The organism is Lutispora thermophila DSM 19022 (assembly GCF_900142105.1).
Lineage (GTDB): Bacteria > Bacillota > Clostridia > Lutisporales > Lutisporaceae > Lutispora > Lutispora thermophila.
Genome location: NZ_FQZS01000012.1, coordinates 95,354 through 120,438, shown reverse-complemented (window position 1 = coordinate 120,438; position 25,085 = coordinate 95,354). Strand labels below are relative to the sequence as shown.

At 36.9% G+C, this 25,085-nt stretch carries 27 protein-coding genes; 4 read left to right on the top strand and 23 right to left on the bottom strand.

Going from position 1 to position 25,085, the window contains the following annotated elements; genetic code table 11:
- The 4 genes from BUB48_RS09970 to BUB48_RS09955 form a co-directional block, all read right to left on the bottom strand.
- Window positions 1-591, bottom strand: a 591-nt coding sequence (locus BUB48_RS09970; RefSeq protein ID WP_207648333.1) for a coiled-coil domain-containing protein, incomplete at its 3' end; no start/stop codon positions are given.
- A 16-nt stretch (window positions 592-607) separates the two neighbouring features.
- The gene (ftsX, locus tag BUB48_RS09965) at window positions 608-1,504 is read right to left on the bottom strand and encodes a permease-like cell division protein FtsX (protein ID WP_073026090.1); all 897 of its coding nucleotides are present in this window, start codon (window positions 1,502-1,504) and stop codon (window positions 608-610) included.
- On the bottom strand, window positions 1,501-2,181 hold the full coding sequence (gene ftsE / locus BUB48_RS09960; protein WP_073026089.1) for a cell division ATP-binding protein FtsE: 681 nt from the start codon (window positions 2,179-2,181) through the stop codon (window positions 1,501-1,503). Before ftsE ends, ftsX begins: the two co-directional genes overlap by 4 nt.
- Window positions 2,182-2,308: 127 nt before the next feature.
- Window positions 2,309-2,887 carry a LiaI-LiaF-like domain-containing protein gene (locus BUB48_RS09955; protein ID WP_073026088.1) on the bottom strand — a complete coding sequence of 193 codons (579 nt, stop codon included), beginning with the start codon at window positions 2,885-2,887 and terminating at the stop codon, window positions 2,309-2,311.
- A 199-nt stretch (window positions 2,888-3,086) separates the two neighbouring features.
- On the opposite strand from BUB48_RS09955, the gene BUB48_RS09950 reads away from it, so the two are divergent.
- Window positions 3,087-3,653 carry a 5-formyltetrahydrofolate cyclo-ligase gene (locus BUB48_RS09950; RefSeq protein WP_073026087.1) on the top strand — a complete coding sequence of 189 codons (567 nt, stop codon included), beginning with the start codon at window positions 3,087-3,089 and terminating at the stop codon, window positions 3,651-3,653.
- 35 nt (window positions 3,654-3,688) lie between these two features.
- On the opposite strand, the gene BUB48_RS09945 is transcribed toward BUB48_RS09950, so the two are convergent.
- From BUB48_RS09945 to BUB48_RS09890, 12 genes are all read right to left on the bottom strand, one after another.
- Complete coding sequence (locus BUB48_RS09945) at window positions 3,689-6,082, bottom strand: Lon protease family protein (protein ID WP_073026086.1); 2,394 nt, start codon at window positions 6,080-6,082, stop codon at window positions 3,689-3,691.
- 78 nt (window positions 6,083-6,160) lie between these two features.
- A complete protein-coding gene (locus BUB48_RS09940) occupies window positions 6,161-7,096 on the bottom strand; it encodes a transketolase family protein (RefSeq protein ID WP_073026085.1) in 936 nt (311 codons plus the stop codon).
- Complete coding sequence (locus BUB48_RS09935) at window positions 7,096-7,923, bottom strand: transketolase (protein ID WP_073026084.1); 828 nt, start codon at window positions 7,921-7,923, stop codon at window positions 7,096-7,098. The genes BUB48_RS09940 and BUB48_RS09935 overlap by 1 nt, the downstream gene beginning before the upstream one ends.
- Window positions 7,924-8,003: 80 nt before the next feature.
- Complete coding sequence (locus BUB48_RS09930) at window positions 8,004-8,735, bottom strand: WecB/TagA/CpsF family glycosyltransferase (protein ID WP_073026083.1); 732 nt, start codon at window positions 8,733-8,735, stop codon at window positions 8,004-8,006.
- An 11-nt stretch (window positions 8,736-8,746) separates the two neighbouring features.
- Window positions 8,747-9,835: a polysaccharide pyruvyl transferase CsaB gene (gene csaB, locus BUB48_RS09925; protein WP_073026082.1), complete on the bottom strand. Its 1,089-nt coding sequence runs from the start codon at window positions 9,833-9,835 to the stop codon at window positions 8,747-8,749.
- Window positions 9,836-9,850: 15 nt separating this feature from the next.
- Complete coding sequence (locus tag BUB48_RS09920) at window positions 9,851-11,098, bottom strand: O-antigen ligase family protein (RefSeq protein ID WP_073026081.1); 1,248 nt, start codon at window positions 11,096-11,098, stop codon at window positions 9,851-9,853.
- 11 nt (window positions 11,099-11,109) lie between these two features.
- Window positions 11,110-11,523 (bottom strand): hypothetical protein, encoded by a 414-nt coding sequence (locus BUB48_RS09915; protein WP_073026080.1) that lies wholly within the window; start codon window positions 11,521-11,523, stop codon window positions 11,110-11,112.
- 11 nt (window positions 11,524-11,534) lie between these two features.
- The gene (locus tag BUB48_RS09910) at window positions 11,535-12,029 is read right to left on the bottom strand and encodes a DUF4330 domain-containing protein (RefSeq protein WP_073026079.1); all 495 of its coding nucleotides are present in this window, start codon (window positions 12,027-12,029) and stop codon (window positions 11,535-11,537) included.
- On the bottom strand, window positions 12,013-13,167 hold the full coding sequence (locus tag BUB48_RS09905) for a glycosyltransferase (protein ID WP_073026078.1): 1,155 nt from the start codon (window positions 13,165-13,167) through the stop codon (window positions 12,013-12,015). The genes BUB48_RS09910 and BUB48_RS09905 overlap by 17 nt, the downstream gene beginning before the upstream one ends.
- Window positions 13,142-14,095 carry a PIG-L deacetylase family protein gene (locus BUB48_RS09900; RefSeq protein WP_073026077.1) on the bottom strand — a complete coding sequence of 318 codons (954 nt, stop codon included), beginning with the start codon at window positions 14,093-14,095 and terminating at the stop codon, window positions 13,142-13,144. The genes BUB48_RS09905 and BUB48_RS09900 overlap by 26 nt, the downstream gene beginning before the upstream one ends.
- Before the next feature lie 29 nt (window positions 14,096-14,124).
- Window positions 14,125-15,201 (bottom strand): GNAT family N-acetyltransferase, encoded by a 1,077-nt coding sequence (locus tag BUB48_RS09895; protein WP_073026076.1) that lies wholly within the window; start codon window positions 15,199-15,201, stop codon window positions 14,125-14,127.
- A 113-nt stretch (window positions 15,202-15,314) separates the two neighbouring features.
- On the bottom strand, window positions 15,315-16,166 hold the full coding sequence (locus BUB48_RS09890; protein ID WP_073026075.1) for a DegV family protein: 852 nt from the start codon (window positions 16,164-16,166) through the stop codon (window positions 15,315-15,317).
- Between the two features lie 265 nt (window positions 16,167-16,431).
- On the opposite strand from BUB48_RS09890, the gene BUB48_RS09885 reads away from it, so the two are divergent.
- From BUB48_RS09885 to BUB48_RS09875, 3 genes are all read left to right on the top strand, one after another.
- Window positions 16,432-17,022 carry a TetR/AcrR family transcriptional regulator C-terminal domain-containing protein gene (locus tag BUB48_RS09885; RefSeq protein ID WP_175548404.1) on the top strand — a complete coding sequence of 197 codons (591 nt, stop codon included), beginning with the start codon at window positions 16,432-16,434 and terminating at the stop codon, window positions 17,020-17,022.
- Complete coding sequence (locus BUB48_RS09880) at window positions 17,006-17,902, top strand: radical SAM protein (protein ID WP_139249962.1); 897 nt, start codon at window positions 17,006-17,008, stop codon at window positions 17,900-17,902. The genes BUB48_RS09885 and BUB48_RS09880 overlap by 17 nt, the downstream gene beginning before the upstream one ends.
- A gap of 77 nt (window positions 17,903-17,979) precedes the next feature.
- Window positions 17,980-19,590, top strand: coding sequence for a tetratricopeptide repeat-containing diguanylate cyclase (locus BUB48_RS09875; RefSeq protein WP_073026073.1), 1,611 nt, complete (start codon window positions 17,980-17,982; stop codon window positions 19,588-19,590).
- Between the two features lie 64 nt (window positions 19,591-19,654).
- Here the strand turns inward: BUB48_RS09875 and BUB48_RS09870 are convergent, their stop codons facing one another.
- From BUB48_RS09870 to acpS, 7 genes are all read right to left on the bottom strand, one after another.
- On the bottom strand, window positions 19,655-20,221 hold the full coding sequence (locus BUB48_RS09870; RefSeq protein WP_073026072.1) for a hypothetical protein: 567 nt from the start codon (window positions 20,219-20,221) through the stop codon (window positions 19,655-19,657).
- 199 nt (window positions 20,222-20,420) lie between these two features.
- On the bottom strand, window positions 20,421-20,777 hold the full coding sequence (locus tag BUB48_RS09865) for a type II toxin-antitoxin system PemK/MazF family toxin (protein ID WP_139249960.1): 357 nt from the start codon (window positions 20,775-20,777) through the stop codon (window positions 20,421-20,423).
- Between the two features lies 1 nt (window position 20,778).
- Window positions 20,779-21,054 (bottom strand): CopG family ribbon-helix-helix protein, encoded by a 276-nt coding sequence (locus BUB48_RS09860; protein ID WP_073026070.1) that lies wholly within the window; start codon window positions 21,052-21,054, stop codon window positions 20,779-20,781.
- Between the two features lie 177 nt (window positions 21,055-21,231).
- Window positions 21,232-22,419: an alanine racemase gene (alr, locus tag BUB48_RS09855; protein WP_073026069.1), complete on the bottom strand. Its 1,188-nt coding sequence runs from the start codon at window positions 22,417-22,419 to the stop codon at window positions 21,232-21,234.
- Between the two features lie 68 nt (window positions 22,420-22,487).
- Window positions 22,488-23,102 carry a germination lipoprotein GerS-related protein gene (locus tag BUB48_RS09850; protein ID WP_073026068.1) on the bottom strand — a complete coding sequence of 205 codons (615 nt, stop codon included), beginning with the start codon at window positions 23,100-23,102 and terminating at the stop codon, window positions 22,488-22,490.
- 12 nt (window positions 23,103-23,114) lie between these two features.
- Complete coding sequence (locus BUB48_RS09845) at window positions 23,115-24,674, bottom strand: bifunctional ADP-dependent NAD(P)H-hydrate dehydratase/NAD(P)H-hydrate epimerase (RefSeq protein ID WP_073026067.1); 1,560 nt, start codon at window positions 24,672-24,674, stop codon at window positions 23,115-23,117.
- Entirely contained in the window at window positions 24,622-25,068 is a 447-nt protein-coding gene (gene acpS, locus BUB48_RS09840; RefSeq protein ID WP_084524476.1) for a holo-ACP synthase, read from the bottom strand. Before acpS ends, BUB48_RS09845 begins: the two co-directional genes overlap by 53 nt.
- Between the last annotated feature and the right edge of the window lie 17 nt (window positions 25,069-25,085).

Sequence of the window (25,085 nt, the reverse complement as noted above, 5' to 3'; positions counted from 1 at the left end):
TTCCCTCTTGCTGTTCAGTTCATTCTTTAATGCTTCTTTCTGTTGTTGTTCATATTCAAGCTGTTGCTTTTTCTCATCAATGTTGTCTCTTATTGTCTTTCTCTCTTTTAAGAGGTTTACATCATAATTTATTATTTTTCTCATCAAATCCAATCTTGATATGAAATCACTGAAGCTTGTGGCATTTAGTATTACAGCCAAATAGCTTGTGCTGCCGTTTTGATACATTATTCTTACCCTTTTGTTCAATAGCTCTTTCTGAGCTTGTGCTTCTTCCGTAGCCCTGTCCAATTCTCTCTGGGTTATGGCTATTTTCCCTTCCAGGTCAGATAGTTGACCTTCCACTATCTCAAGATTTTTCTCTGCCTCTTCCAATTTCCTATCCAATTCCACAATTTGATTGGATATGTTCTTGCTTTCTTTTTGCTTGGCAGTCTTTTGAGTCTTTGTCAATTCAATCTTTTTTCTGGTTTCCTCCAGCTTTTTTTGAAGCTCTTTTACATCGTCGTAATACCTTTGCCCATAAACAGGCGAAGCTGAAAGGGAGAATATTATCGCCATCAATAAAGCTATACACCTTATATGCTTCATCTTATAACCCTCCAAATTAAACCTTAAGGAATTTTCTTATGGATATCATGCTTCCGAGAGAACCTATTACTACTCCGAATGCCAAGAGAGAAACCGTCAGGCTCTTAAGAACCTCTTGGAAAGGCATAAGGGATATCACCAAAAGGCCGAACATTTGCTGTTCAACATATCGAGCTATATAATAATATCCTGTGGCTAGCAAGCCAATGGAAATAATGCTTCCTATCAAGCCTAACAAAACTCCTTCCAAGAAGAAAGGTCCTCTAACAAACCAATCGGTAGCACCAATATACTTCATTATCCCTATCTCTCTGCGTCTGGCATATACTGTAAGTTTTATAGTATTTGATATTATGAACACTGATATCAACAACAATATTGCCACTATGACAAGGCTCCCTACTCTTAGGAAATATGTAACGTCCAGCAGCTTTTCCAACTCTTCCTTGCCATAAACCACATTCTCAATGTTGGACATGGCTTTTATAGCCAAAGTTACCTGTGGAGCAAGCCTAGGATCCTCAAGAGTAACCACAAAGGAATCTGATAATGGGTTGTCCCCTTCAAGTCCTTCAAGAAGGTAGGAATTTTCTCCTAGAGATTCACTGAAATCCTTCAAGGCTTTATCCTTCGATACAAACACACAATCCTTCACCCCTGAAAGACCTTTAATTTCCTTCCTTATTTCACCTATTATTGTGTCACTCAGCCCATCTACAAGATGTACCTTTATCTCTACCTGAGACTCCAGCTTCGCCGCCAGATAATCTACATTCAATACCAGAATCAGAAAAATACCTATAACCAGCAATGCCGCCATGACAGAGCCTATGGAAGCCAAGCTCATAACCTTGTTCCTCCATATGCTCTTTACAGATTGCTTTGCGAAATATTTACATGTTCTTATCTTCATATTCCATACCCGCCTTTCTTGTCATCACGGGCTATGGTTCCATTTTCTATAGCTATAACCCTTTTTCTCATAGCATCTACAATATCCTTGGCATGAGTAGCCATTAGTACTGTAGTACCTCTATGATTAATCTCGTTAAGGCTCTTCATGACCTCCCAGGCTGTATCTGGATCCAGATTTCCCGTAGGCTCGTCCGCAATTAGTATGGATGGACCGTTTACTATAGCTCTGGCAAGAGATACCCTTTGCTGCTCTCCTCCGGAAAGCTGACTAGGGTATAGGTTGGATTTCTTGCTAAGCCCTACAAGACTTAAAATTATAGGAACTTGTCTTCTTATCTCCTTAGGTGACGCTTCAACTACTTCCATGGCAAAGGCCACATTCTCATATACAGTCTTCTCCTGAAGCAATCGGAAATCTTGGAACACAACACCTATGTTTCTTCTCAGATAAGGTATCTCTCTCCTTTTGAGCTTTGTCACATCCTTGCCGTTTATAATTATGTTGCCTTGATCTGGATCTATCTCCTTAAGTAATAGCTTTATTAAAGTGGATTTGCCTGCACCACTGGGCCCTACCAGAAATACAAACTCACCATTATCTATCTTAATATTTATATTTTTTAAAGCTTTATGACCATCACTAAAAGTTTTGCTTACATTGACCAGTTCTATCATTCGACCACAACCTTTCGCGCATATTTCTATATCTTCTACATAAAACCATAAATTCCTTTATGATTTTGTATAAAAAGGCATAAAAAAATAAGTCCTACTATAAATTAGGACTTTTTTCTTAATCATTCTACTCTGACTCATCTTCTTTTACAATAATTTCATTATTATCTGTAGGCTGGCTTTGGTATTGATTATGGGGATTATGTTGATTATGGGAAGCATTCTTCCTATTATCATTCTTTGTCAAAATCAGTATTCCCAATACTATGAGAAAAGCAGGAGCTAAGTACTTCCTATTGAGTATATATACCGTATCAGTCAGAAATATGATTCCAAGGCCGCCTAAAATAGCAATAGGAACCAGCAATGCATTATCTCTGCTGCCAAAAATGTATAGCTCCAGTAAACCAATGGATATGCCTATCAAAAACACAGGCCAAAGATCCGCCATCAATCCCCATCCAAAGAAAACATTTGCATAAAAAAGCAAACCATATGTGGTTAATATTCCTGCCGGTACCAAAATTCCCGGATTCTTATCCAAACCTGTAAAAAAGGAAAAATGGAGATATACACCAGGAGCTAAAAGAGCAAGAGGCCATATATAACTCCATGAAAAGTTAATGTAACCTAAATTGGACAACAGAAATAAAGTTCCGACTATTATAAACGAAATACCGATAAAAATGTTTTGATTTTTTTTCATATATAAAACCTCCATCGCTATTTATGTCATCTATTTATACGATTAATTGATAAAAAAGTCTGATATTTATGGGCACATAATGATATAAAAGTCTGATAGTAATAATAGTTATTTTGCTATAGAATATATATAAGATTGCTATTATTAGGTCATAGTTATAAAGGAACCATAACATATTAGTTATTAGTGAGGTGATTGAATGAAAAGTGAACTAAGGAAGAAAATCTTAGCTATGAGAGATTCACTTACTATTGAAGAAATTGCAGAAAAAAGCCTGCAGATTAAAGACAGGCTAATCAATACTTCCATGTATGATGAAGCTAATCATGTATTTACTTTCTTAAGCTTTAATAATGAAGTTATGACCAGACCCATTATAGATGACTGCATTGCCAAAAATAAACATTTGTATGTTCCTCTTTGCAATACTCAAATTAAGGAAATTGTGCTATGTAAGTTTCAGGGCTGGGATAAACTTAAACCTAGCAAGGCTGGTATTCTGGAGCCCGTTAAGAATCATATAAGAATAGTCAACAGGAGTATTCTAGATATTGCCATAGTACCGGGAGCAGTTTTTGATAGAAACGGTAACAGGATAGGTTATGGAGCCGGATACTATGATAGATTTTTCAACACACTCTCAAAAAATATATTGAAAATTGCCTTATGTTATTCTTTTCAAGTTGTAGATAGCATAACACCTTCTAAGTTTGATGTACCTATGGATTACATAATTACAGAAAACGAAGTCATAGAATGCAGGTAGTAGGGACAACGGGCGACCGCCAGCGCCGCCCCGATCTATTCCCCGTCAAACTCCTCCACAAGCCTGGCATATTTTTCAATCTTCTTTTGAACCAGATTGTAGAGAGTTCCCTCCGGATATCTTCCCTCTCCATCCATTGAACCGGCAGGCATATCTGTAAGAATCTCAATTCCTTCTTCTATGGTGGTTACAGGATATATATGGAACAAACCTTTTTCCACCGCTTCTATGATTTCATCATTGAGCATAAGATTGACAACATTCTGATGAGGTATCATGACTCCCTCTTTTCCTGTAAGTCCTCTATGTTTGCATGTCTCAAAGAAGCCTTCAATCTTTTCGTTTACTCCACCTATAGGCTGGATAATTCCCTTCTGGTTTACTGAACCGGTTACTGCAATATACTGCTTAATAGGTACTCCCGAAAGACTTGAAAGCAATGCATAGAGTTCTGTAGATGAAGCACTGTCACCCTCAACTCCATCATAAAGCTGTTCAAAACATATATGAGCCGATAAAGTAAGAGGAAACTCCTGAGCGAATTTTTCTCCAAGATATCCTGAGAGAATCAATACACCCTTGTCATGTATGCTTCCGCTCATTTCCACTTCTCTTTCTATATTGGTAATACCTTTATCTCCTGCAAAGGTGGTAGCAGTAACTCTGCTAGGCTTACCAAAGGCATAATCGCCCATATCCATGACAGATAACCCGTTAACCTGACCAACTACCCTTTCATCCGTCGATATGAGTATTACCCCTGCGTCTATCAATTCCTGAAGCTTTTCTTCTATCTTGTTGGATCTATATCTTTTTTGTTCTATGGCCTTCTTTACATGGATACCTCTTACAATGTCCGATGAATCTATTCTGGCCCATGCATCTGCTTCATACAGTATTTCCACAATATCATTAAAACGGGTTGACAACTTGTGTTTATGCTCTGCCAATCTCCTACTATAGTCTATTACCGCGGCCACTGCTTCACAATCAAAATGAAGCAAATCCTTTTCTCTGCAATGAGAGCTTATGAATCTGGCATATTTATTTATGTTTGCAGCATCCGATGGCATCTCCATATCAAAGTCTGCCTTTATTTTGAATAGTTTTCTAAAGTCTTCATCATAACTGTACAACATCTGATAGAGATTGTTATTTCCTAAAAGTATAACCTTGACGTTGAGGGGTATGGGTTCCGGCTTTAACCCACCTGAAACAAGTCCGGCATTGGAATGTATGTTTTCTATGGCTATACTGTTGTTTTTAAGGGCTCTCTTTAATCCATCCCAACTTTCCGGACTCTTGGCAATATCAGACATATTAATTATTAAATATCCTCCATTGGCAGCATGAATGGAACCAGGCTTTATTTTGGTAAAATCAGTGGTAACCACTCCCATATTGCTTTCATAGTCGATTCTGCCCAATAAATTGTAATATCTTGGATTTGACTCTACAATTACAGGAGCTCCCTTAGTATCCCTGTTGTCTATTATCAGATTAACCTTATACTTTATCGTATAATCTTTAACATTTATTTTTTCAAGCAGTTCAATATCTTCTGCTTTTTCCTTATCCAGCTTCCTGAAATCTTCAATGTTCTGTATTATGTCTTTCTGAACAGCTGAAAGATAATTCAATACGTTTTTATTATCAGCATACTTTTCCATTAGCTCACGTATGGGCTGCTCCACCGTAATCAACGCAATTCTGGCTTCCAGTTCTTCTATCTTGTTTCTTGCGTTTTTTTCAATATCTTTCATCTGTTTCATGTATTCCATTAGCTTTTTTTGAATTATATATGATTTTTCTTCCAGTTCTTTTCTCTTGGAGGTTTCAAGCTTCATGAAGTCTCCTTCTTCCAATGGTTTACCATCAACCATAGGAATTGTCAAAAGACCCTGCTCGCTTCTTTTCAGTATAAAGCCTTGCTCATTTACATACCTGTTAAAGGCATCCATAATGTCTGAACTTTTGTTCTGATAATCTTCAAGAATTTCTCTCTTTTGCTTTTCGTATTCTTCACTTTCAAAGGCCTTTGGTATGTTGAGCTTAAGCATCTTGACCAGTTTTCTCATATCCTTGACAAAAATGTGCCCATGTCCGGTGGGCAGGTTAATGGCTTTTGGTCTGTCGGGATTTTTAAAATTATATACATAACACCAGTCATCAGGAGTCTTCTCCGTAGCAGCTATCTTCTTGCATATGGATTTTGTATAGCTGCTCCTGCCTGTTCCGGTCAACCCTGCCACAAATATGTTGTAACCGTTCCTTTTTATGGTAAGTCCAAATTCCATGGATGATACGGCTCTTTCCTGACCAATTATTCCATCCAAAGGCTCCAACTCAGCTGTTGTCTGGAAGCCTAATTCTTCACGGCTGCATTTGTTAGCTAGTTCATTGGCAGACAATTCATTGTATTTACTCATGAAAACCCCCCTATTAGAAAAATAGGTTTCCTATTTTCAAGAAACCAGATAATTTCCTTTATTGTTGGCCATAGCAGCCTATTTCTTTGCTATGGCCTTTTTTGCTGCTTCTGTAACATCCTTAGTACTGATGCCGTATAGTTCTACCAACTCCATAGGTTTTCCAGATTGACCGAATACATCCTTTATTCCAACTCTAACCATTGGAACAGGATATTCTTCACATAGAACCTCGGCTACAGCGCCACCCAGACCTCCTATTATATTATGTTCTTCAGCGGTAACAATTGCCCCTGTTCTTTTCGCAGAACTGATTATAAGTTCCCTATCAATTGGTTTTATGGTGTGCACATCTATTACCTCTGCTGATATGCCTTCCCTCTTTAGCATTTCCGAAGCTTCAATTGCAATGTGAACCATAAAACCTGTGGCTATTATAGTCACATCCTTACCTTCCTGAAGAAGTATTCCTTTCCCTATCTGAAAATCCATATCATTTTTATATACTTCAGGCACTCCCAGTCTTCCAAGTCTGATATACATGGGCCCTTTATGAAGAATGGCCGCTTCTATAGTTTTCCTTGTTGATAACGCATCGGCAGGGTTAATTATGGTCATATTGGGTACAGCTCTCATTAAAGCTATATCTTCTATGGCTTGATGAGAAGCACCGTCTTCTCCCAATGTTATTCCAGCGTGTGTGGCAGCGATCTTCACATTTAGCTTTGGATAGGCAATGGAATTTCGTATCTGTTCAAAGGCTCTTCCTGTAGCAAACATGGCAAAGGTACTGGCAAAGGGAATCTTCCCACAAGTGGCTAAACCTGCTGCTGTACCCATCATATCCTGTTCCGATATTCCCATATTAAAAAATCTCTCTGGATATTTTTTCTTAAAATCATTGGTTTTTGTGGATTTTGAAAGGTCTGCATCCAAAACCACCACATCTTTATATTTTTCCCCTAGTTCTGCCAAAGCTGCTCCATAGGCTTCTCTTGTCGCAATATTAGCCATTATATCAAAACCTCCAATTCCTTTAGGGCTTTCTCTTTCTCCTCTTCATTAGGTGCCACACCGTGCCAGCCTACTTGATTTTCCATAAAGGACACGCCTTTGCCCTTCACAGTCTTTGCTATTATGGCAGTAGGTTTTCCCTTAGTATTTTTTGCTTCTTCCACAGCCTTTTCTATTTGCAGCAAATCATGCCCGTCTATGGTTATAACATGCCATCCGAAAACCTTCCATTTATCCTCTATGGGATTAACATTTTTTACTTCTTCATTGGTCCCGTCTATCTGTAGTCCGTTATTATCAATGAATATAGTCAGGTTATCCAGTTTATAATGAGCAGATGTCATGGCTGCCTCCCAAACCTGACCTTCCTGCAGTTCACCGTCGCCAAGCAATGCATAAACCCTGTAGTTTTTATCGTCCAGCTTTCCTGCCAATGCCATGCCATTTGCTGCTGAAAGCCCCTGTCCCAATGAACCTGTGGACATATCAACCCCAGGAGTACCCTTCATATCAGGATGCCCTTGCAACATAGCTCCAGTTTTTCTCAGTTTCAACAACTCTTCTTTTGGGAAATATCCCTTTTGCGCCAAAGTACTATACAACACAGGAGCACCATGTCCTTTTGAAAGTATGAATCTGTCTCTGTCCTGCCATTGCGGATTGCTGGAATCCACTTTCATCTCTTTGAAATAAAGATAGGTGAGAATTTCAACAGCAGAAAGGGACCCTCCAGGATGTCCTGATTTGGCCTCTGCAAGCATTTCAATTATGTCTTTTCTTATGGCATTGGCTTTTTCTTTTAATTGCTCCAATACTTTATTATCCATATTTGCCTCCTTCAATCATTGGATTACTATTGTATTTAGTCAATTTAGCTATATCTTTCACAAGATATGGCATAATAGACTTATCTTGTTTTTGCATCATAGAAAGCCAGTAATATGAATTTCGGCAGCTTAAGCATTCTGAAAAATCTCTTTGGCTCCTTCAGCAATCTGTATAGCCATTCCAATCCTGCTTTCTGATAAAACTCAGGAGCTCTTTTTGCTCTGCCAGCTAGAATATCAAGACTGCCGCCAACTCCTATAGCTATTTTGGCACCTAGCACATCTCTATGTTTATATATCCATTTTTCCTGTCTAGGTGCACCCATGGCTACAAATATGATATCCGGCTTTTTACTTATTATTTCTTGGATTATCTCTTTTTCTTCATCTTCATCGAAATATCCATGATGATATCCTGCGATATTTATTCCAGGATACTTTTCACTTAGCTTCTGTGCTGCTTCCTCAGCTACTCCTTCTTTACCTCCCAGAAAGTATACGCTCCTTTCCTGGGTATAAGCTATTTCAAGCAAGCTGTTCATAAGCTCGCATCCTGCTACCTTCTCCTTCAATGGTGTACCATAAAATCTGGAAGCTATGACTACTCCAATACCATCAGGTATTATCAGGTCACCACTGTTCAATACATGGGAGAAGCTTGGATCTTTTACTGCATCTACAAGTAATTCGCTGTTTGGAGTAAATATCATTTTTAATTTATCCTGTTGCAAATACTCCTTACATATGTTTTCAGCTTCTTGAAACGTTATATTATCTATGTTAACTCCAACTATCTCAACAGTATCTCGCATGTTTACACCTCTCAGCTCTTCATTAGCTGGCATGCCAAAGCTACATTTTCCTTGGCCTTATTCTTCATAGCCATCATAGTATTTTCAAGCTTTCTTTTATTATCTTCATAATTCTCCATAATATGGCGTGCTCCCGTGATAATCACTTCACTCTTTATGTTTTCAACACTTCCTGCTGCCTCTTGACCGATATAATCCAAATATCCCTTTATTTTAGGATCATATATGAGGCCTAACATAGGAGTGGCAGTTATGGAGGAATATATGAGAGTATGAAGCCTCATGGCAATTACAAACTCCATTCGCCCCATAATGCCTATAAGTTCTTCCGGCTCATAGGTCTTTGACAATATTCTATGTGGAATGGTCATCATTTCCGAAGTCTTCATCATGACTTCCGTATCAGATTGATACATAGGTATAAATACAGGCATAAGGTTATATGTATTGTATATAAACTCTAAGGAATTTGCCAATTGTGATTCCAAATCCCTTGACAGCTTCCACTTACGAATATTTACACCAACGAGCTTGCTGTCTTTAGGTATGCCCTCTTTATCAAATATTACATCTACTTTTTCTTTTTCAATGGGCATAGTAGTCAGAACCGGATCTGCCGTAACAATGATTCTGGGTTTTTGAACTCCCATTTTCTTTAATGTGCTAAATGATTCTTCCTCCCTTAAGGTTATGAGGTCAACTTTGTCTATAACCCTTTTCACCCTTTTAGCATTTACCGAGGAATTTATGGGACCAATGCCATTAGCATACAACATTATTTTTTTATTGAACATTAAACCAATCTTTATTATACTCAAATAATACAGCAGGGATCTGGTGCTGGTCATATCCTGCAACAGGCTTCCACCACCGCTTATCAATAAATCGCAATCCTTAATGACCTTTGCAATGCTCATTACGTTTAATCGATTAACTGCATCTATTCCATATTCAGAACTTGTTTTTGCAGGATTATTGGATAAGGCTGTTATTTTAATACTAGGGTCTGCTTCTTTGAAGTCCCTCACTATTGATTTTAATATGGCCTCATCACCGCTGTTTCCAAATCCATAATATCCTGAAATCACTATCTTCTTCATATAAAGCTCCCCAATCTATTGCAATTGTTGGATATTGGTACCCAGATTCCTTGCAGCAGAGATAAATGCTGCAAACATCCAAAAGAGTATTACAGATTTTGGCATATACAAAATATGCTCTGCAACTCCGTGTACCATTATTGATAAAAATCCGCACAACAGCCCTATGGAAACATAACTGAAATATCTATCCTTAGTCTTCTTTGAAAATTTAATTGTTGTCACAAATATGGAAAGAACCACCCATGCAAAAGTGAGTATACCGAATATGCCCATCTCTGCCATAATCTCAAGATACATATTATGACTGTGCCATGCTTTGCTTCCCTTAATTCCGTATTCCAAGAATGTATTTTTGAAAGCCCAATACCCGTAGCCTACACCTGTGACCCAAAAATCTTTTATCATATTTATAGTTCCTTCCCAAATATAAGTTCTATAGGCATTGGATGTATCCTGAACATTTCCTATAGTGCTTATCCTCTGGATTACTACTTGAGGTAAAAGAGGTATCGCAGCTATACTGCCTGCGATAAAGAGCGGAATATATTTTGCCATTTTGAGAATTACGAACAACATTGCAGCACATGCAAAACCCAGCCATGCACCTCTGGAAAAAGTCATCAAAAGGCATATAAACATAGTTCCTGCTATTAACGACATAGTTATTTTATTCATCCATTTTCTATAGACAAATACCAAGGTTATGGCGACGGGTAGTATATGCTCCAAATATTCTGCAAAAACATTAGGATTTCCGAAGGTTCCTACTACCCTTGTTTTTACATCGGGATTCAGATTCATATCAACCCAGGCTTTGCTTGTGGTACCTAAGGTAAAATACTGTATTATGCCATAGATTGATAGTATGAATGCGGTAATAATAAAAAACTTGATAGCTCTGTCAAAATCCTCTTTGGATTTAAGAGTGTTTACTATTACAAAGTACAATGCTATACTGACAAGGCTTACCAAAAGGTTTTGAGCACTCAATAAAGGTTCAACAGATATAATTGTAGTTATAATCTGCACCAAAGCAAAGGCTATCAAAGGCATTGCTATGGGATCCTTGGCAAAGTCTCTTTCTTTATTGGTCATAATCTTTATGACATAGGAAAACACCACCACTGCAGCAAAAATCAAAGCAGCCTCATTAGGCAGAAATGGAAGTGATATTATCAAAGCATAGAATCCCAACAGAGGATTATTGAGGGTTAATCCGGAGATACCTATACCACCAAGCAGTTTTAAAGCAGTTTCCATAGATACACCCCCTAGTCCACGTTATTCCAGAATTCATAGATATGTCTAATAATAAAACTATCCTTTAAAATAGCCCTCACTCTATTTTCATCCTCTTCAATTTTATTTTCCCTGGGTCTGGAATAGTTGATTAAAGCAAAGTATTTGCTCTCAGAAATTCCTTGTTCCAGGCTGAGTATGCGGCTTATAAAGCCCAGTGAAGCCATGATGGATCTGCTTGTCACCTTATAGGCTGTAGAATTTCTGTGAGCTTCTATATTAAACATGCTATCTACAATCTGTCCGAAAAAGCTGTCTCTCCAAGAATTTCTTATAAATCCAACAAAGTTCTTAATCAGCTTGCAGAAAAAACTATGTCTGCCTGCTTTAGCCATCATGTCTTCAAAACCTATAACAAAAGATATTATCTTGCTATCCTGATACATGATTAATCCCCTTACTCGTTAAAGATTATGTCGTAGACAAAACCCCTAACTGCAAATTTTTTACCTTTTATACCTCCTAATGGAGATCCGATTCTTACTTCCTGATTTCCCATGTATACTCCTGTATTGCTAATTACTCCATCTCCTTCGATATATATTTTAACATCATACCTTCCGGGTACTTCGGCTTCTATAACTCTTCCATCATCTGTATTCACCAGTCTGGTTGCAGGTATGGCCTCTTTCTTAACTATTTTTCCATATACGGAATTCTTATCGTAATCCTTGGCTATCTCTCCTTCTTCGATGGCATTATATGTTACGTCTCTTACTTCCTGAAACATATATACCATAGTAATCTTCTCAGTATTTACAGCTACCGTTGGATTTACTTTAAATATCTTATAGGCTCCGAATCCTATAAGGACTATAAGAATTACTGTTATGAACAAATCAATAATGTTTACCAATCCGAAAAGTCTGCCTCTTTTATCTATTATCTTCATATGTACTCCTCACTTTCTTGTTATTAAGCATTTTATTGTATATATTTATATGATCCATGGCAAGATTCTTCAGGGAAAAGTTTTCACTGGCCTTTATATATAATGCCTTTCCCATTGATCTGCTTTTATCTTCATCTTGGATCATCATCCTCAATTTTTTACTTAATTCTTTATCTTCGCCTGCTTTAAAAAGATATCCGTTGACTCCGTCGTCTATAAGCATAGGTATTCCACCTACCGCAGAAGCTATGGTAGGCTTCTCCAGTCTTGCCCCTTCCAGCAAAACGTAGGGAAAACTTTCACTATAGGAAGTCAATACATTGATATCAATGGCATTGAGAAAATCATATGGGTTATCAACAAACCCTACAAAATGAACATTTTTATCTATACCCAGTTGCTTTATCTGGCTATCCAGAGAAGGCAGTTCTCCCCCATTACCTGTAATAAGGAAGTGTATATCCTTATAATCAATCATTACATCTGCCGCTGCCTTAACAAATACTTCATGTCCTTTTACGGGATGAAGCCTTGCCAATATGCCAATAAGCTTTTTATCCTTAAGGTGTGCTAAACCTCTTTCATTCAAAAACTCATCCCTGCTCTTATAGTTAATGTCCTCCTGAAAATCCATACCGTTATATACAACAAAAATTCTATCATCCGGGAACCCTCTGCTGACAAGCATATCTTTAAAGCTCTGTGATACAGCAATAAAATAATCGAACTTCTTCAAAGCAAAAATGTTCAAGTTTGTATATATTATATGCTTGTACAGATTCCCCTTAAAGTCCAGCATAAAATCACTATGTATTGTTGTAACACATGGTATGGATAGTTTTTTCTTGATGAATCTTGTAATAAAATTCGCTCTTGCTCCATGAGAATGAATTATTGTAAAGCCTTCATCCTTAATAATACCCGTCAATGTATCAACAACTTTTAAATCATATCTTTTGCTCTGAGGCAATACCATAATATCTATGCCCATTTCTCTTGCTTCCTGGGCAAAGGGACCTTCCATGAAACATATTATTTTGACGACCAGGTTCTTCTGCAGTTCCTTAACCAATGTCAACACATGGGTTTTGGCACCGCCTACGTCACCCCCACTAATTAAGTGCAGTACCTTTTCCACTTTTATCTTTCCTCCTAACCGGGGCAGCCCCTGGATATTGATATAAAGCTACTTCTCTTTTTATACTTAAGCCTTTAAAGTATGCCGGTATCATATAGTATATGCTGTACATCTGCCTAAAACATGAGGAAATTCTATTGTCCTTGTTATATCTATTATAGGCGTTTTCATAAGATTGCAATTCTACTTTCTTAAATAATTCCGCTCCTTCATCTGTTCCAGCTATGATCCTGTTTAGTCTGTTCATCTGAAATATGGACTCAAAACTCATGGTTTGAGATCTATAGAATTCTAAGGCATCTCTTTTCGCTTTAAAATATCCTGTACAGTCAACATAGTGGGTTACACCATAAACGCTGATTGGTGAATTTACTTCATAACAATATGTTTCAAATTCCTTATGCTTTTGCAGCAGCTTTACTGAAGCTATCAATATGCCGCTTACAGCTGTATGATCCTTATGTCCGTCTAAGAAGTAAGGTACAAATACCATATCAGGTTTATAATCCTCTATAACATGAGCCACTTTTTTAACTACCTCGTCATCATTAGGTTCCAGAGAACCATCGGGACAATCAAGAAAAACAGGCTCCTCCATACCCATATTTTTTGCAAGTTCTATAGCCTCAACTTTTCTCAACTCAGCCAATGCTTGTGGCGTAAGCTCATGGCTCAGGCTTTGAGAACCATCAGTCATGAAAATGCATTTAACCACACCCTTGTCTTCCAAAGCTTTTTTTATCAAACATCCACAACCAAGTATCTCATCATCTTGGTGGGGAGATAGTATAAGTATCCTCTTTTGCTTTACATCTATTGTTTTAATATCCTTTGCTTTTCCTTTTACCAGACGTAAATATATTCCCAATACAATATTGTTTATAACTTTTATTGGTCTTGCAGTCACTTTCTTTATAACATTTTTCATAGAACCATTGTTCACCCCCGGTTTTACCTTTAAATATAATCCGAATCACCTATAGTCACATACCAATTTCTGTGATCATATAAAGCATCACCTGCTGCCTTGGCCAATTCACCTACAGGCAGCGCCGCCAGCACCGAAGGAGACCTTAACTGCAAGAAACCTGCCCTCGACAATATTTGTGAATAAAACCATTCCTTTATCATCCAGCAGGATATGGCACATACTCCAGCCTCTTTTAACTTTTTTTCTGCTTCCCTTATGAGCTCATAAGCTCCAGCTTTGTGTTCTTTATAACATATAAAATCTGCTATATGACCTAAAAGTAGATTTTCCCCTCCTTTGCCCGTCTTAGATTCTATAGCAGTTACCATGTATCCTACCAGCTCATTATTTTTATACGCTCCATAGATCTTATATTCTTCAGGACTGTCCACATATCTCCAGTTAAGATATTTGGAACTGCGTTCCACTGCTATAGGATAATCATTTTTAATATTATTCCAGAGTTCATCAAATTTGTAGTCAAATCTTTTAATCTCAACTATAGAGTAACCTGATGTCTTTTTCATGCATACATTTTTTATATTTTTATAAAGATCCAGAACCAAACCTCCGCAAGACTTAATCAACTTATTGGTAGTAAACATGCTTGAAGCTTCTTTTCCCTTCAATATCTTTATGTACTGAGGAATATCACAGACTTTTTTTATATTTATTCTCCCTATGGATGCCTTGTAAGCAGCTTCATTTGGAAAATTAAAACGAAGCTGAAATCCTGCATTTTTCATATCATCTAAAGCAGCCATTGCCAGGTTTTCAAATATACCTTTTTTGCGATGTTCTCTATGAACCATGGCATCAACAGACTGTCCCGCAATTATTTTCTTTCCCATGAATTCCATGCTAAACATCCAAATTGAAGAAAGTCCTATTACTTCATCTTCTTTCAAAGCCAGCTTAATTATCGATTTCCCTTGTGGATTATTTATATTTTTCCATTGGAAATGTTTTTGGTCCATATCCTTTCCAAAAACATCTTTAAATAATCTGAAAACACCTGGCAAATGCTTATCTTCATAATCTTTAATGTTATAATCCGGGTTCAATGAACCTCACCCCTGCTATTCTTGTTTTATATTTTATTATTATAGCATATGTGTCAATTAAAGGACATAAAAATGGACATGAAAAAAGCCCTTTAATAGGGCATTAATGCAAACTATTCTGTCATAAACAGCACTCCAAGGGTGTTAGGTCCGCAATGAGACGATACGGTACAGCCTGCTTGGGTTATTAGTATTTCTTTAAATTCAGCCGTTTCCTCTATTGTTCTTCTTACAATATTTATCATTTCCTCAGAAATACCCGAGTGGGTAATAAAGACTCTGTCAAGTTTCAGATTATCATGCTCAGTGAGTTTATCTACAGTGTATTTTTTAAGAACTTTATTGAGAGGACCTCTATATTTCTTGCCAACTTTCATCATACCGCTTGTATTGTCCACTTCAATACATGGTTTAATGTTCAAAATGTTTGCACCTAAAGCTGCCAATGCAGAGCATCTACCTCCTGCGTACAGAAATTCAAGAGTATCCAGCACAAAGCTGGCATGAACCTTGGTTCTTTTATTTTCTATTTCTGATACGATATCCTCCGGTTCCATTCCCCTTTCTATCATCTCAGCAGCTTCCAATATGAGCAGCCCTATTCCTGTAGAAAGGTTACAGGAATCAACTGGATAAACATTTCCCAGCTCCTTTGCAGCAATACAGCAATTTTGATAGGATGAAGAAAGGCTGGCAGCTATATTGAAATGTATAACGCTATAGCCTTGATCCACCCAATCCTTGAAATAGTCCAAGTACTCATTAACATTGATTGCTGAGGTCTTAGGCAAAATATTATGCTTTTCATATGCAGAATAAATATCTAACGCTGAGATGTCCACTCCATCTTTATATTCTTTCTCTCCTAGAATTACATGAAGTGGATATGTATTTACACCATATTTTTGCTTCAAACTTTCACTTAAATCACAGGTACTATCTGCGCTTAGTATGATTTTCCTCACAATGTTCACCCCAAACACTAATTTTAATATTACTTGACTAATCCATTTCTACATTACTTATATATTCCATTTTAGATATTTATGCATAACTAACAACAGCAGGATTGCTCCATACCTACCTCTTTTACAGATATAGGGTGGATTATCCCGCTTTTCTTTACTTTTAGATTAGCATGTTATAATATTATAATGAACCCATACAGATTATTTTGTGTGTAGTTTTTACACACATATATGAATGTGTGGTATTTTAGGAGTGATTATAATGGCAAAGCCAGAGCTCACAAAACTTCTGATTGCAGAAACTCTGAAAATGCTTGTAGAACACATGCCCTTAGATAAGATAACAGTACAGGATATTGTAAAGACGTGCGGTATTAACAGAAAAACATTTTACTATCATTTTCATGACAAACAAGCATTGATTTGCTGGATTTTTGATTATGAAATTGCTAACCTGACCCGTTCAAGTCAGGATAATATGATAATCAATAATCTGGCAGAACATCTCTACGAAAATAAAAATTTTTATATTGCAGCTCTTACTTCAAATGTACAGAATAACCTGAGAGATCATATGTTCAAGATAGCCTATGATATTATAATGAATAAAATCTCTGGAATATTGGGATCCAGAGAAATGTCTTCCAATAGTATGAAAATGATAGCCAACTATTTTACCAATGCAACCATAGGATGTATAACCCAGTGGGCAAGCGAAGGTATGAAAACTCCTTTGGATGAGTACAACTTCATATTCTACCCCATGACTCAGGATTGTTTGGAGTTTATTGTTGAAAAATACTGCAGTATAAATGAAAAGAGTACGGTGGATCATGATAAAAGAGTTAAATAACTGCATCATATGTCCAAGGAAATGCGGCATAAACAGAAATATAACATGCGGATATTGCAGAGTTAAAAATCAAATAAAGCTGGCTAAAGCGTGCCTTCATTTCTGGGAGGAACCATGTATATCAGGCTCAAGAGGATCAGGAACTGTATTTTTTAGCAACTGCAATATGAGATGTGTATTTTGCCAGAACTATGATATAAGCCATGAAGGCTTTGGAAAAGAAGTATCTATTGAAAAACTGGCCGAAATAATGTTATATCTAGAGGAAAAAGGAGCTCATAATATCAACCTTGTGAGCCCCACGCCCTATATATTTCATATTAGAGAAGCTGTAAAAACAGCACGGAATAAAGGATTAACCTTACCTATCTTATATAATACCAATGGATATGAAAATGCAGAAATTCTGAAATCCCTTGAAGGCATTATTGATATATATCTTCCGGATTTAAAGTACTATGATGATAAATACAGCATAAGATATTCTAAAACTCCCGCATATTTTGAGCATGCCACGGCTGCCATACTTGAAATGTATCGGCAAGTTGGAAACCCTGTTTTTAATGATGACGGAATACTTATAAAGGGTTTGATGATAAGACACATGATGTTGCCTGGGCTTTTATTTGATTCAAAGAAGGTTGTTGATTGGGTATTGGATAATCTTCCCCCCCAAGTATTTCTCAATATCATGTGCCAATATACTCCCATGTACAAAGCAAAGTATTTTGATGAAATAAACAGGAAACTAAACCCTAAGCATTATGAAAGTCTCATAGATTACGCCCTATCTAAAGGACTTGAAAACGGATTCACACAAGATCATGGTAGCGCAACAGAAGAGTATACTCCTATTTTTGATTTAAGCGGGATAGAATAAAGTTTTGCACATATGTAACAAATATAATAAAATATTAGTTAAAAATGCAAATTTGCTGATTCTTGAAAGGATACAGTATGGAGAATACTATAAGAGAGCTTTATGAATACGGAAAAAAGATAATGAACACGGACTATAACAAAGCCCTTGAAATCTTTATTAAAGTCCGTGATGAAGCTATGGAGACTAATAACTTAAGGTTATTAGGTGAAGTTTTGCTGGACATGTGCATGGTGTATAGAAATACATCAGATTCTGTCAACGGTTTTAAGACGTGTGGCCAGGCCTTAAAATGTTTTCAAGATTTAAATGATGTAGAAAACCAGGCACGAGTTAACAACTTTCTAGGCATATTTTATTTTTATTCAGGTCTTTTTCAGAAGGCACTGAGATGTTTTATGACTGCCAAAACCATGGTAAAAGATAAGGATTGCCCAAGGCTCTATCTATCAATATTATCCAACATAGGTGAAGTATACAAGGAAGCATCCAATTACGACTATGCACTAGCGTATTATGAAAAAGCGGAAGAATTAGCAAGTATCAATCATATAAATGACTATCAGGCAATGGTTTTGTTAAATAGAGGAGATGTATATGTTATAAAAGACAATCTGGCAAAAGCCCTCGAATGCTACACCTCAGCCTTTTCCCTTATTAACCATGATAGCAATATGTTATATTCAGGAACACTACTAAATAAAATCGGTGTAGTTCATATGAAGAATATGGACTTAGATATTGCAAAGGATTATTTCCTTAAAGCTAAGGAAGCATATGAGAAAATAGACAACAAATTTTACCTCATAGAAACTCTGATTAATTTATACGATTTGGAAATATTATTGGGAAATAATGAAGCTATTCATATATTGGAGCAAGCACGTTCATTAGCTACCTTTAGCGGTGCAGATAAAAAACTTGCTGAAATTGAAAAACGTCTCCATGATTATTATTTTTTAATAAACGATTACAAAAAGGCTTTAGAACATTTTTACAACTACCATTATCTTGAAAACAAAACCGATTCTTTTAATTTGATCCGTAAGCTGGAGATATTAAAGCTTGAAAATGAAGAAATGAAAAATATGCCTTCAGATTCAACATTAGATGAGATTATTGAATGCCAGTATAATGAAAGCAAAAAGATAATTGAAACTTTGGAAAAGCAGAATTTAATACTGGAAAAACAAGCCTATTATGATACATTGACTGATTTGCCCAATAGAAGAAGTATTGACAGGAAGCTTCAATCCCTGATGAACCCGGAAAAAGGCAAATATCACGCTTTAATGATTATTGATATAGATCACTTCAAATGGGTAAATGACGGCATGGGCCATGCTTTTGGCGATGTTTGCCTGAAAAAAATATCTAAGATTTTATCACAAGAAGTCACAGAAGCAAATGGCTTTGTAGGTCGCTATGGAGGAGAAGAGTTTCTCTGTATACTAGAGAACATAGACCTGCCATCTATATCTTCCATCGCTGAACAGCTTCGATATAGAATAGAAGAGGCTAATATTAAATACACTTACAAAGGGAAAAAATTACATGTGACTATAAGCATCGGCTATACTATCATTTCAGATCTTTCAGCCAAATCAGTGGATCAATACATAGAAATGGCTGATGGTGCCCTTTATGAAGCAAAAAGCTCGGGCAGGAATGCTGTAATGAAAAGATAAGCTAAAATAATGAAAAACAATGGGGATGATTCTAAAAGAAACATCTCCATTGCTTTTTCTATTTCTACTTTAAAGTATAACTGCCTTTTATTAATAAATATACTTCTGATGCTGCCTTTATACCTCTTCCATCATTCCTTGAAGATATAAGCATATGGTTATTAGCAATAGCCTCCCCTTCCTGTAGGTCTTTTGCCGATGTAATATCACACAATCCACCATTGGCGCCGTACAATGCTGTTGACTGGCCTGATCTGATTATTATCTCGGCTCCTTCTCCTGGAATCAGTGACTGTCCTTTTTTAAGCTGAACAACTTTAAATGTAAGGGCATCTTCTACTGTCTTTTTTAACTCTGCTATTTCTGTATCTTTTTGATTAAGCTGTTCCTGATATTTTGCAAGGGTACTTGCGAAGTTCGTTATTTCACCGCTATATCCCTGGGTTATTGAATCTATATAATATTTTATTTGCTCAATTTTCTTATCAACAAAGCTAAGCGTTACCAGAGGATCTTGCTCTGATCCGGGAGTAGCACCATCCGCCGATACTATAAAGCCAAAGATTGATAAAATAATTGCTGTTGTTATTATTGCTATCTTTGTTCTTGTAATTGTAAAACTAACTTTCATCAAATTTCCTCCTATTTCCCCTTTTTTCTATCTCAACTACTATTCGCCATATAAATAGAAATTCCTGTATATTTTACAGAAATGTAATATTGGAAAAAATAGTAAGAATCTGATAAAATAAAGTGAGACACGGAGAACTTCAAACCATCTCCAATGTCCCAAAAATTAAAATGAGACACCGAGAACCGTCCCCAATGTCTCATACTGTATAGTCAGTTAATCCAAAACTTATTTCTATACATTCATCAACTTTTTTCATAAGTTCATCAGAAAGATGTCCTACTCTTTCTTTCAATCTTTTTTTATCTATAGTTCTTATTTGTTCTAACAATATGACGGAATCTTTGGTAAGACCATATTCTTCCGCGCTGATTTCAATATGAGTGGGAAGCTTGGCCTTATTGATCTGTGAAGTTATTGCCGCAATGATAATGGTAGGACTATATTTATTGCCTATATCATTTTGAATAACTAGAACAGGTCTAATGCCTCCCTGCTCGGAACCAACAACGGGGCTTAAATCTGCATAAAAAATATCGCCTCTTTTTACAACCACTTCATTCACACTCCGCAAGCCTTGATTCATACCTGCAAATAGTCTCATATTCAGCAGTAAGCCCAACTTCTGCTAGTGCAAGATTTATTTCAGTCATCTCTTGATAACCTTTTTTCATGCTTTCGATAAAATTAATCCTTTTAATTTCACTAATATAGAATTTCATTGCTTTTCTCACAAACTCACTTCTATTACAATGTTCTAAACATACTGCGTTGTCAACTTCCTTCAAAAGGCTATCAGGCAAACTGACCACTATTCTTTTACATTCAGCCACACTAGCACCTCCAGGTTTATCTATTGTCTTATCCAATATGTATGAATAAAAACCTCAAAATATTCGTCCTCAAGACAACAGGGTTCTGAATTTATGCTAACCATATATAGACTATTATATACCAGCTTTTGCATTTACGCTATATATAAAAATTCCCATTATGCCTTTTTTCCAGGATTAATCTTCATAGGGGGAAATTAAATTTACGATTTCAACAATTTTTCCTTCTTTTACGTATACTCTAGGAATTCTTTTTCCAATCATACATACAACTTCATAATTTATTGTACCCAGTTTTTGTGCAATTTCATCTATTGATATGAAAGAGCCTTTTTGTTCTCCAAAGAGAACCACTTCATCCCCTACTTTCACATTTTCAATGCCTGTAACATCTATCATACATTGATCCATACATATCCTGCCCACCACAGGAACTCTGATGCCATTTACCAACGCTTCAGCCTTCCCTGATAGCATCCTGGTATAACCGTCTGCGTATCCTATAGGCAATGATGCTATCTTAGATTTTCTTGATGCAATAAATTTTCTTCCATAGCTGACGCTTTCGCCTGTATTTATTTCCTTTACATGGCTTATTCTTACTTTCAGCGACATTACCTGTTTAAGATTTAATTTATCCAACTCTACATCCTGGGAAGGTGCCAGACCATATAGTATTATCCCGGCTCTTACCATATCCAGATGCATTTTTGGTAAGTCGATTATGGTTGCACTATTTCCGCAATGCTTCAACTTTATCTTTATACCTTCCTCTTCCAACCTGTTTGCAACCCACATAAACTTTTTGAACTGGTCTTCTGTATATGTCTTATCTTTTTCATCTGCAACTGCAAAATGAGTAAATAGTCCCTCTATAATAACGTTGGGCAGCTTGTATATTTCCTTGATACAGTCTATGGCATCATCGTCACATCTAAAACCTATTCTTCCCATGCCTGTATCCAACTTAATATGAATTTTTACTTTCTTATTCTGCTTTACTGCCTCTTCTGACAACGCTTTTGCTAATTCATAGGAATATACTGCCTGTTCGATATCATTTCCAACGATGGCCTTAGCTCTCTCAGGCTGTGTATAACCTAATATCAATATTGGCACTTTAATACCATATCGCCTCAACTCCAAAGCTTCATCCAATATAGCTACGGCAAATCTATCTGCACCGTTTTCCAATAGAGTTTGAGCAATATATTTCGCTCCATGTCCATAACCATCTGCTTTTATTACAGCAGTTACTTGAGCATTCTTATCGGTAATTCTTCTGATCTCCCTCATATTGCTTGCCAGATTATCTAAATCTATTTCTGCCCATGCATGTCTTACTAGATTCATATCGTACATCATAAAACCTCCTTTGCTTTTCAATTACATTATAGCACTTGTATGTGTTTAATATCATTATTTATATGATTTTACTCCATATTAAACAATGAATCATCAATGGTAACATTATATTGAAAGTCCCTATACTCCACCCTCATGGTTTTGGAATTATCTTCTCCTAATATATATAAAAACCTAGGCACAGCATTTTTCATCAAAACAAATAACAGGGCTGTGTTAAAATATTCATTCCCATCGCTGATTTTGCACTGGAAAACAAAGTATTCTTCATCTTCTATCTTCTCTTTAGTCCATCTGGCTTCTGCATCCTTTTTATAGTTTTCCAAGAATACGGAAACAAACGAGTTATGCTCTTTTGTATCTGTAAAATTCTGAGCCTTAAAGGGTTTTTCTATTTGTGTATGATATATACCGCATTGTCCATTGTTATATATCATTGTTTGCTTCAGCTCACCATAATCATCATAAAACTCTATCCTGAACTTTTCCGGTTGCATATAATATTGTTTTAAATTATAGTAAAATACGCTTTTGTTGTTTTTTACAGCCATTTTAGCTTCACAACTGTAACTTTTTGCCGCTTCTATTTTTTCTAAAACTTCTTCTGCTGTAGGATACGAAACTGAACATCCGGATATTACCACTAATATAACGATAATTATGGATAAGGCTTTTTGCAGCATTAGAGACCTCCTCTATATTCCCCCTATATCCATAATTGTATGCGGTATATATTTTATTATGTCAGAAGCAACCATTCCCCATTGTCCGTATTTTTTAGTAGCCTTGTCACCTGCTGCTCCATGTACGTACACTCCTCCAACTGCTGCTTCCATGAGGCTCATGCCCTGGGCTAGAAAGGCGGCTATCACTCCTCCCAATACATCTCCGGATCCTGCAGTAGCCATACCAGGATTGCCTGTAGGATTAATCCATGTTTCCCCCCAGGGTGATGCAATTATGGTTCTATAGCCTTTTAGTACAACAATAACCTTGTATTTTTGAGAAAAACTCTCTGCTACTTCCAAACGATTCTGTTGAACCTCATTGGTGCTGATGTTCATAAGTCTAGCCATCTCTCCTGGATGTGGCGTTATAATTGTAGCTTCTTTTCTTTTTATCAAAATCTCAGGCTCATTGGATATGACATTTAATGCATCTGCATCCAGCACAATAGGCTTGTTGCAGTTTATAAGCGTATAAACCACTGCTTCCTTCACCTGGTGTGTATTCCTTAATCCAGGTCCCAAGAGCAATACAGAAGCTGATTCAGAACCAGTAAGTATTTCTTTGCCGCTGTTAAACGCAAGGCAACCTTCTCCATCATCAGACAAGCCTCTTGTTATTACAACAGGTATTACGCCTCTAACAGCTTCCAAGGCTCTTGAAGGCACTGCCAGCTCTACAATACCTGCGCCGCTTCTTAAGGCAGCCTTGGCAGCCAAAAGACCTGCACCCTCCATCCCTATGGAACCTGCTACAATTAATATCCTTCCATAAGTTCCTTTATGTCCATTGAGCTTCCTTGGTTTTACAAGCCTTCCCACATCATCCTTCTCTGTAATGAACCTTTTGATACCTACCATGTCGTAAACCTGTTCTGGTATGGATAAACCACATACAGACAGTTCCCCGCAGTAATAGGGTCCATCATTAATGACAAGCCCTGTCTTGGGTAAGCCTAATGTAACCGTCTTATCTGCTTTTATGCAACTTCCTTCTGCGAATCCTGTGTCGCAGTTTAAACCTGTAGGATTATCTATGGAAAGAACGTATTTATGATGTTTGTTTATTCTTTCTACTGCAAACTCATATATGCCTCCCAGATTTCCTTTAAATCCAGTTCCTAATAATGCATCCACAATGAGATGACTTCTTCCAAGTGATTTATCAAATGTTTCAGCCTCAGTATTCTCTATTTTAAAAATTGGAATGTTCATTTTCTTTATTATAGCTAGATTTGTTAGAGCATCATCCTTGATTTTTTTCTCATCGCCGCAGATGAAAACATTAACAGACCAGCCCATGGATGCCAGATGTCTAGCCACTGCAAACCCATCACCTCCGTTGTTCCCTGTTCCACATACAATAGAAGCTTCCCCATTGCTAGGGAGCTTTTTCATCAACATATCTTTTTTAATCTCTTCTATTATACCTAAAGCAGCATTCTCCATAAGGACAATACCCGGTATCTTAAACTCTTTAATTGATACTTCGTCTGATCTCCGCATTTGCTCCGACAAGCATACTCTCAAGATCCATCCACCTCTTTTCAATGGAAACTTCAGCTACTGCAGTAGCTGTTGCGAACTCTCTGCTGTGAGAAATGCTTATATGAATATCCCCAATATAGTTGGTATCTGCATAATCCTTGGCCTTTCCATTTAACCGGACAAATGGTCTACCTTTCATATCCCTTACTATCTCAATTTCCTTCCACTTGAAGTTACGAAGCCCGGTTCCCATGGACTTAAGCACCGCTTCTTTAGCAGAAAATCCACCCGCCACATGTTGTGGTTTTAGTGCTTTGCTCTCTAAATATGCTAACTCTTCAGCGCTGAACAATCTCTCTACAAACTTTGGAAAGCGTTCCATTGCCTTTCTTATCCTATCTATTTCAATGATATCAGTTCCAACTCCATAAATAATCATATTAACCCTCCGTT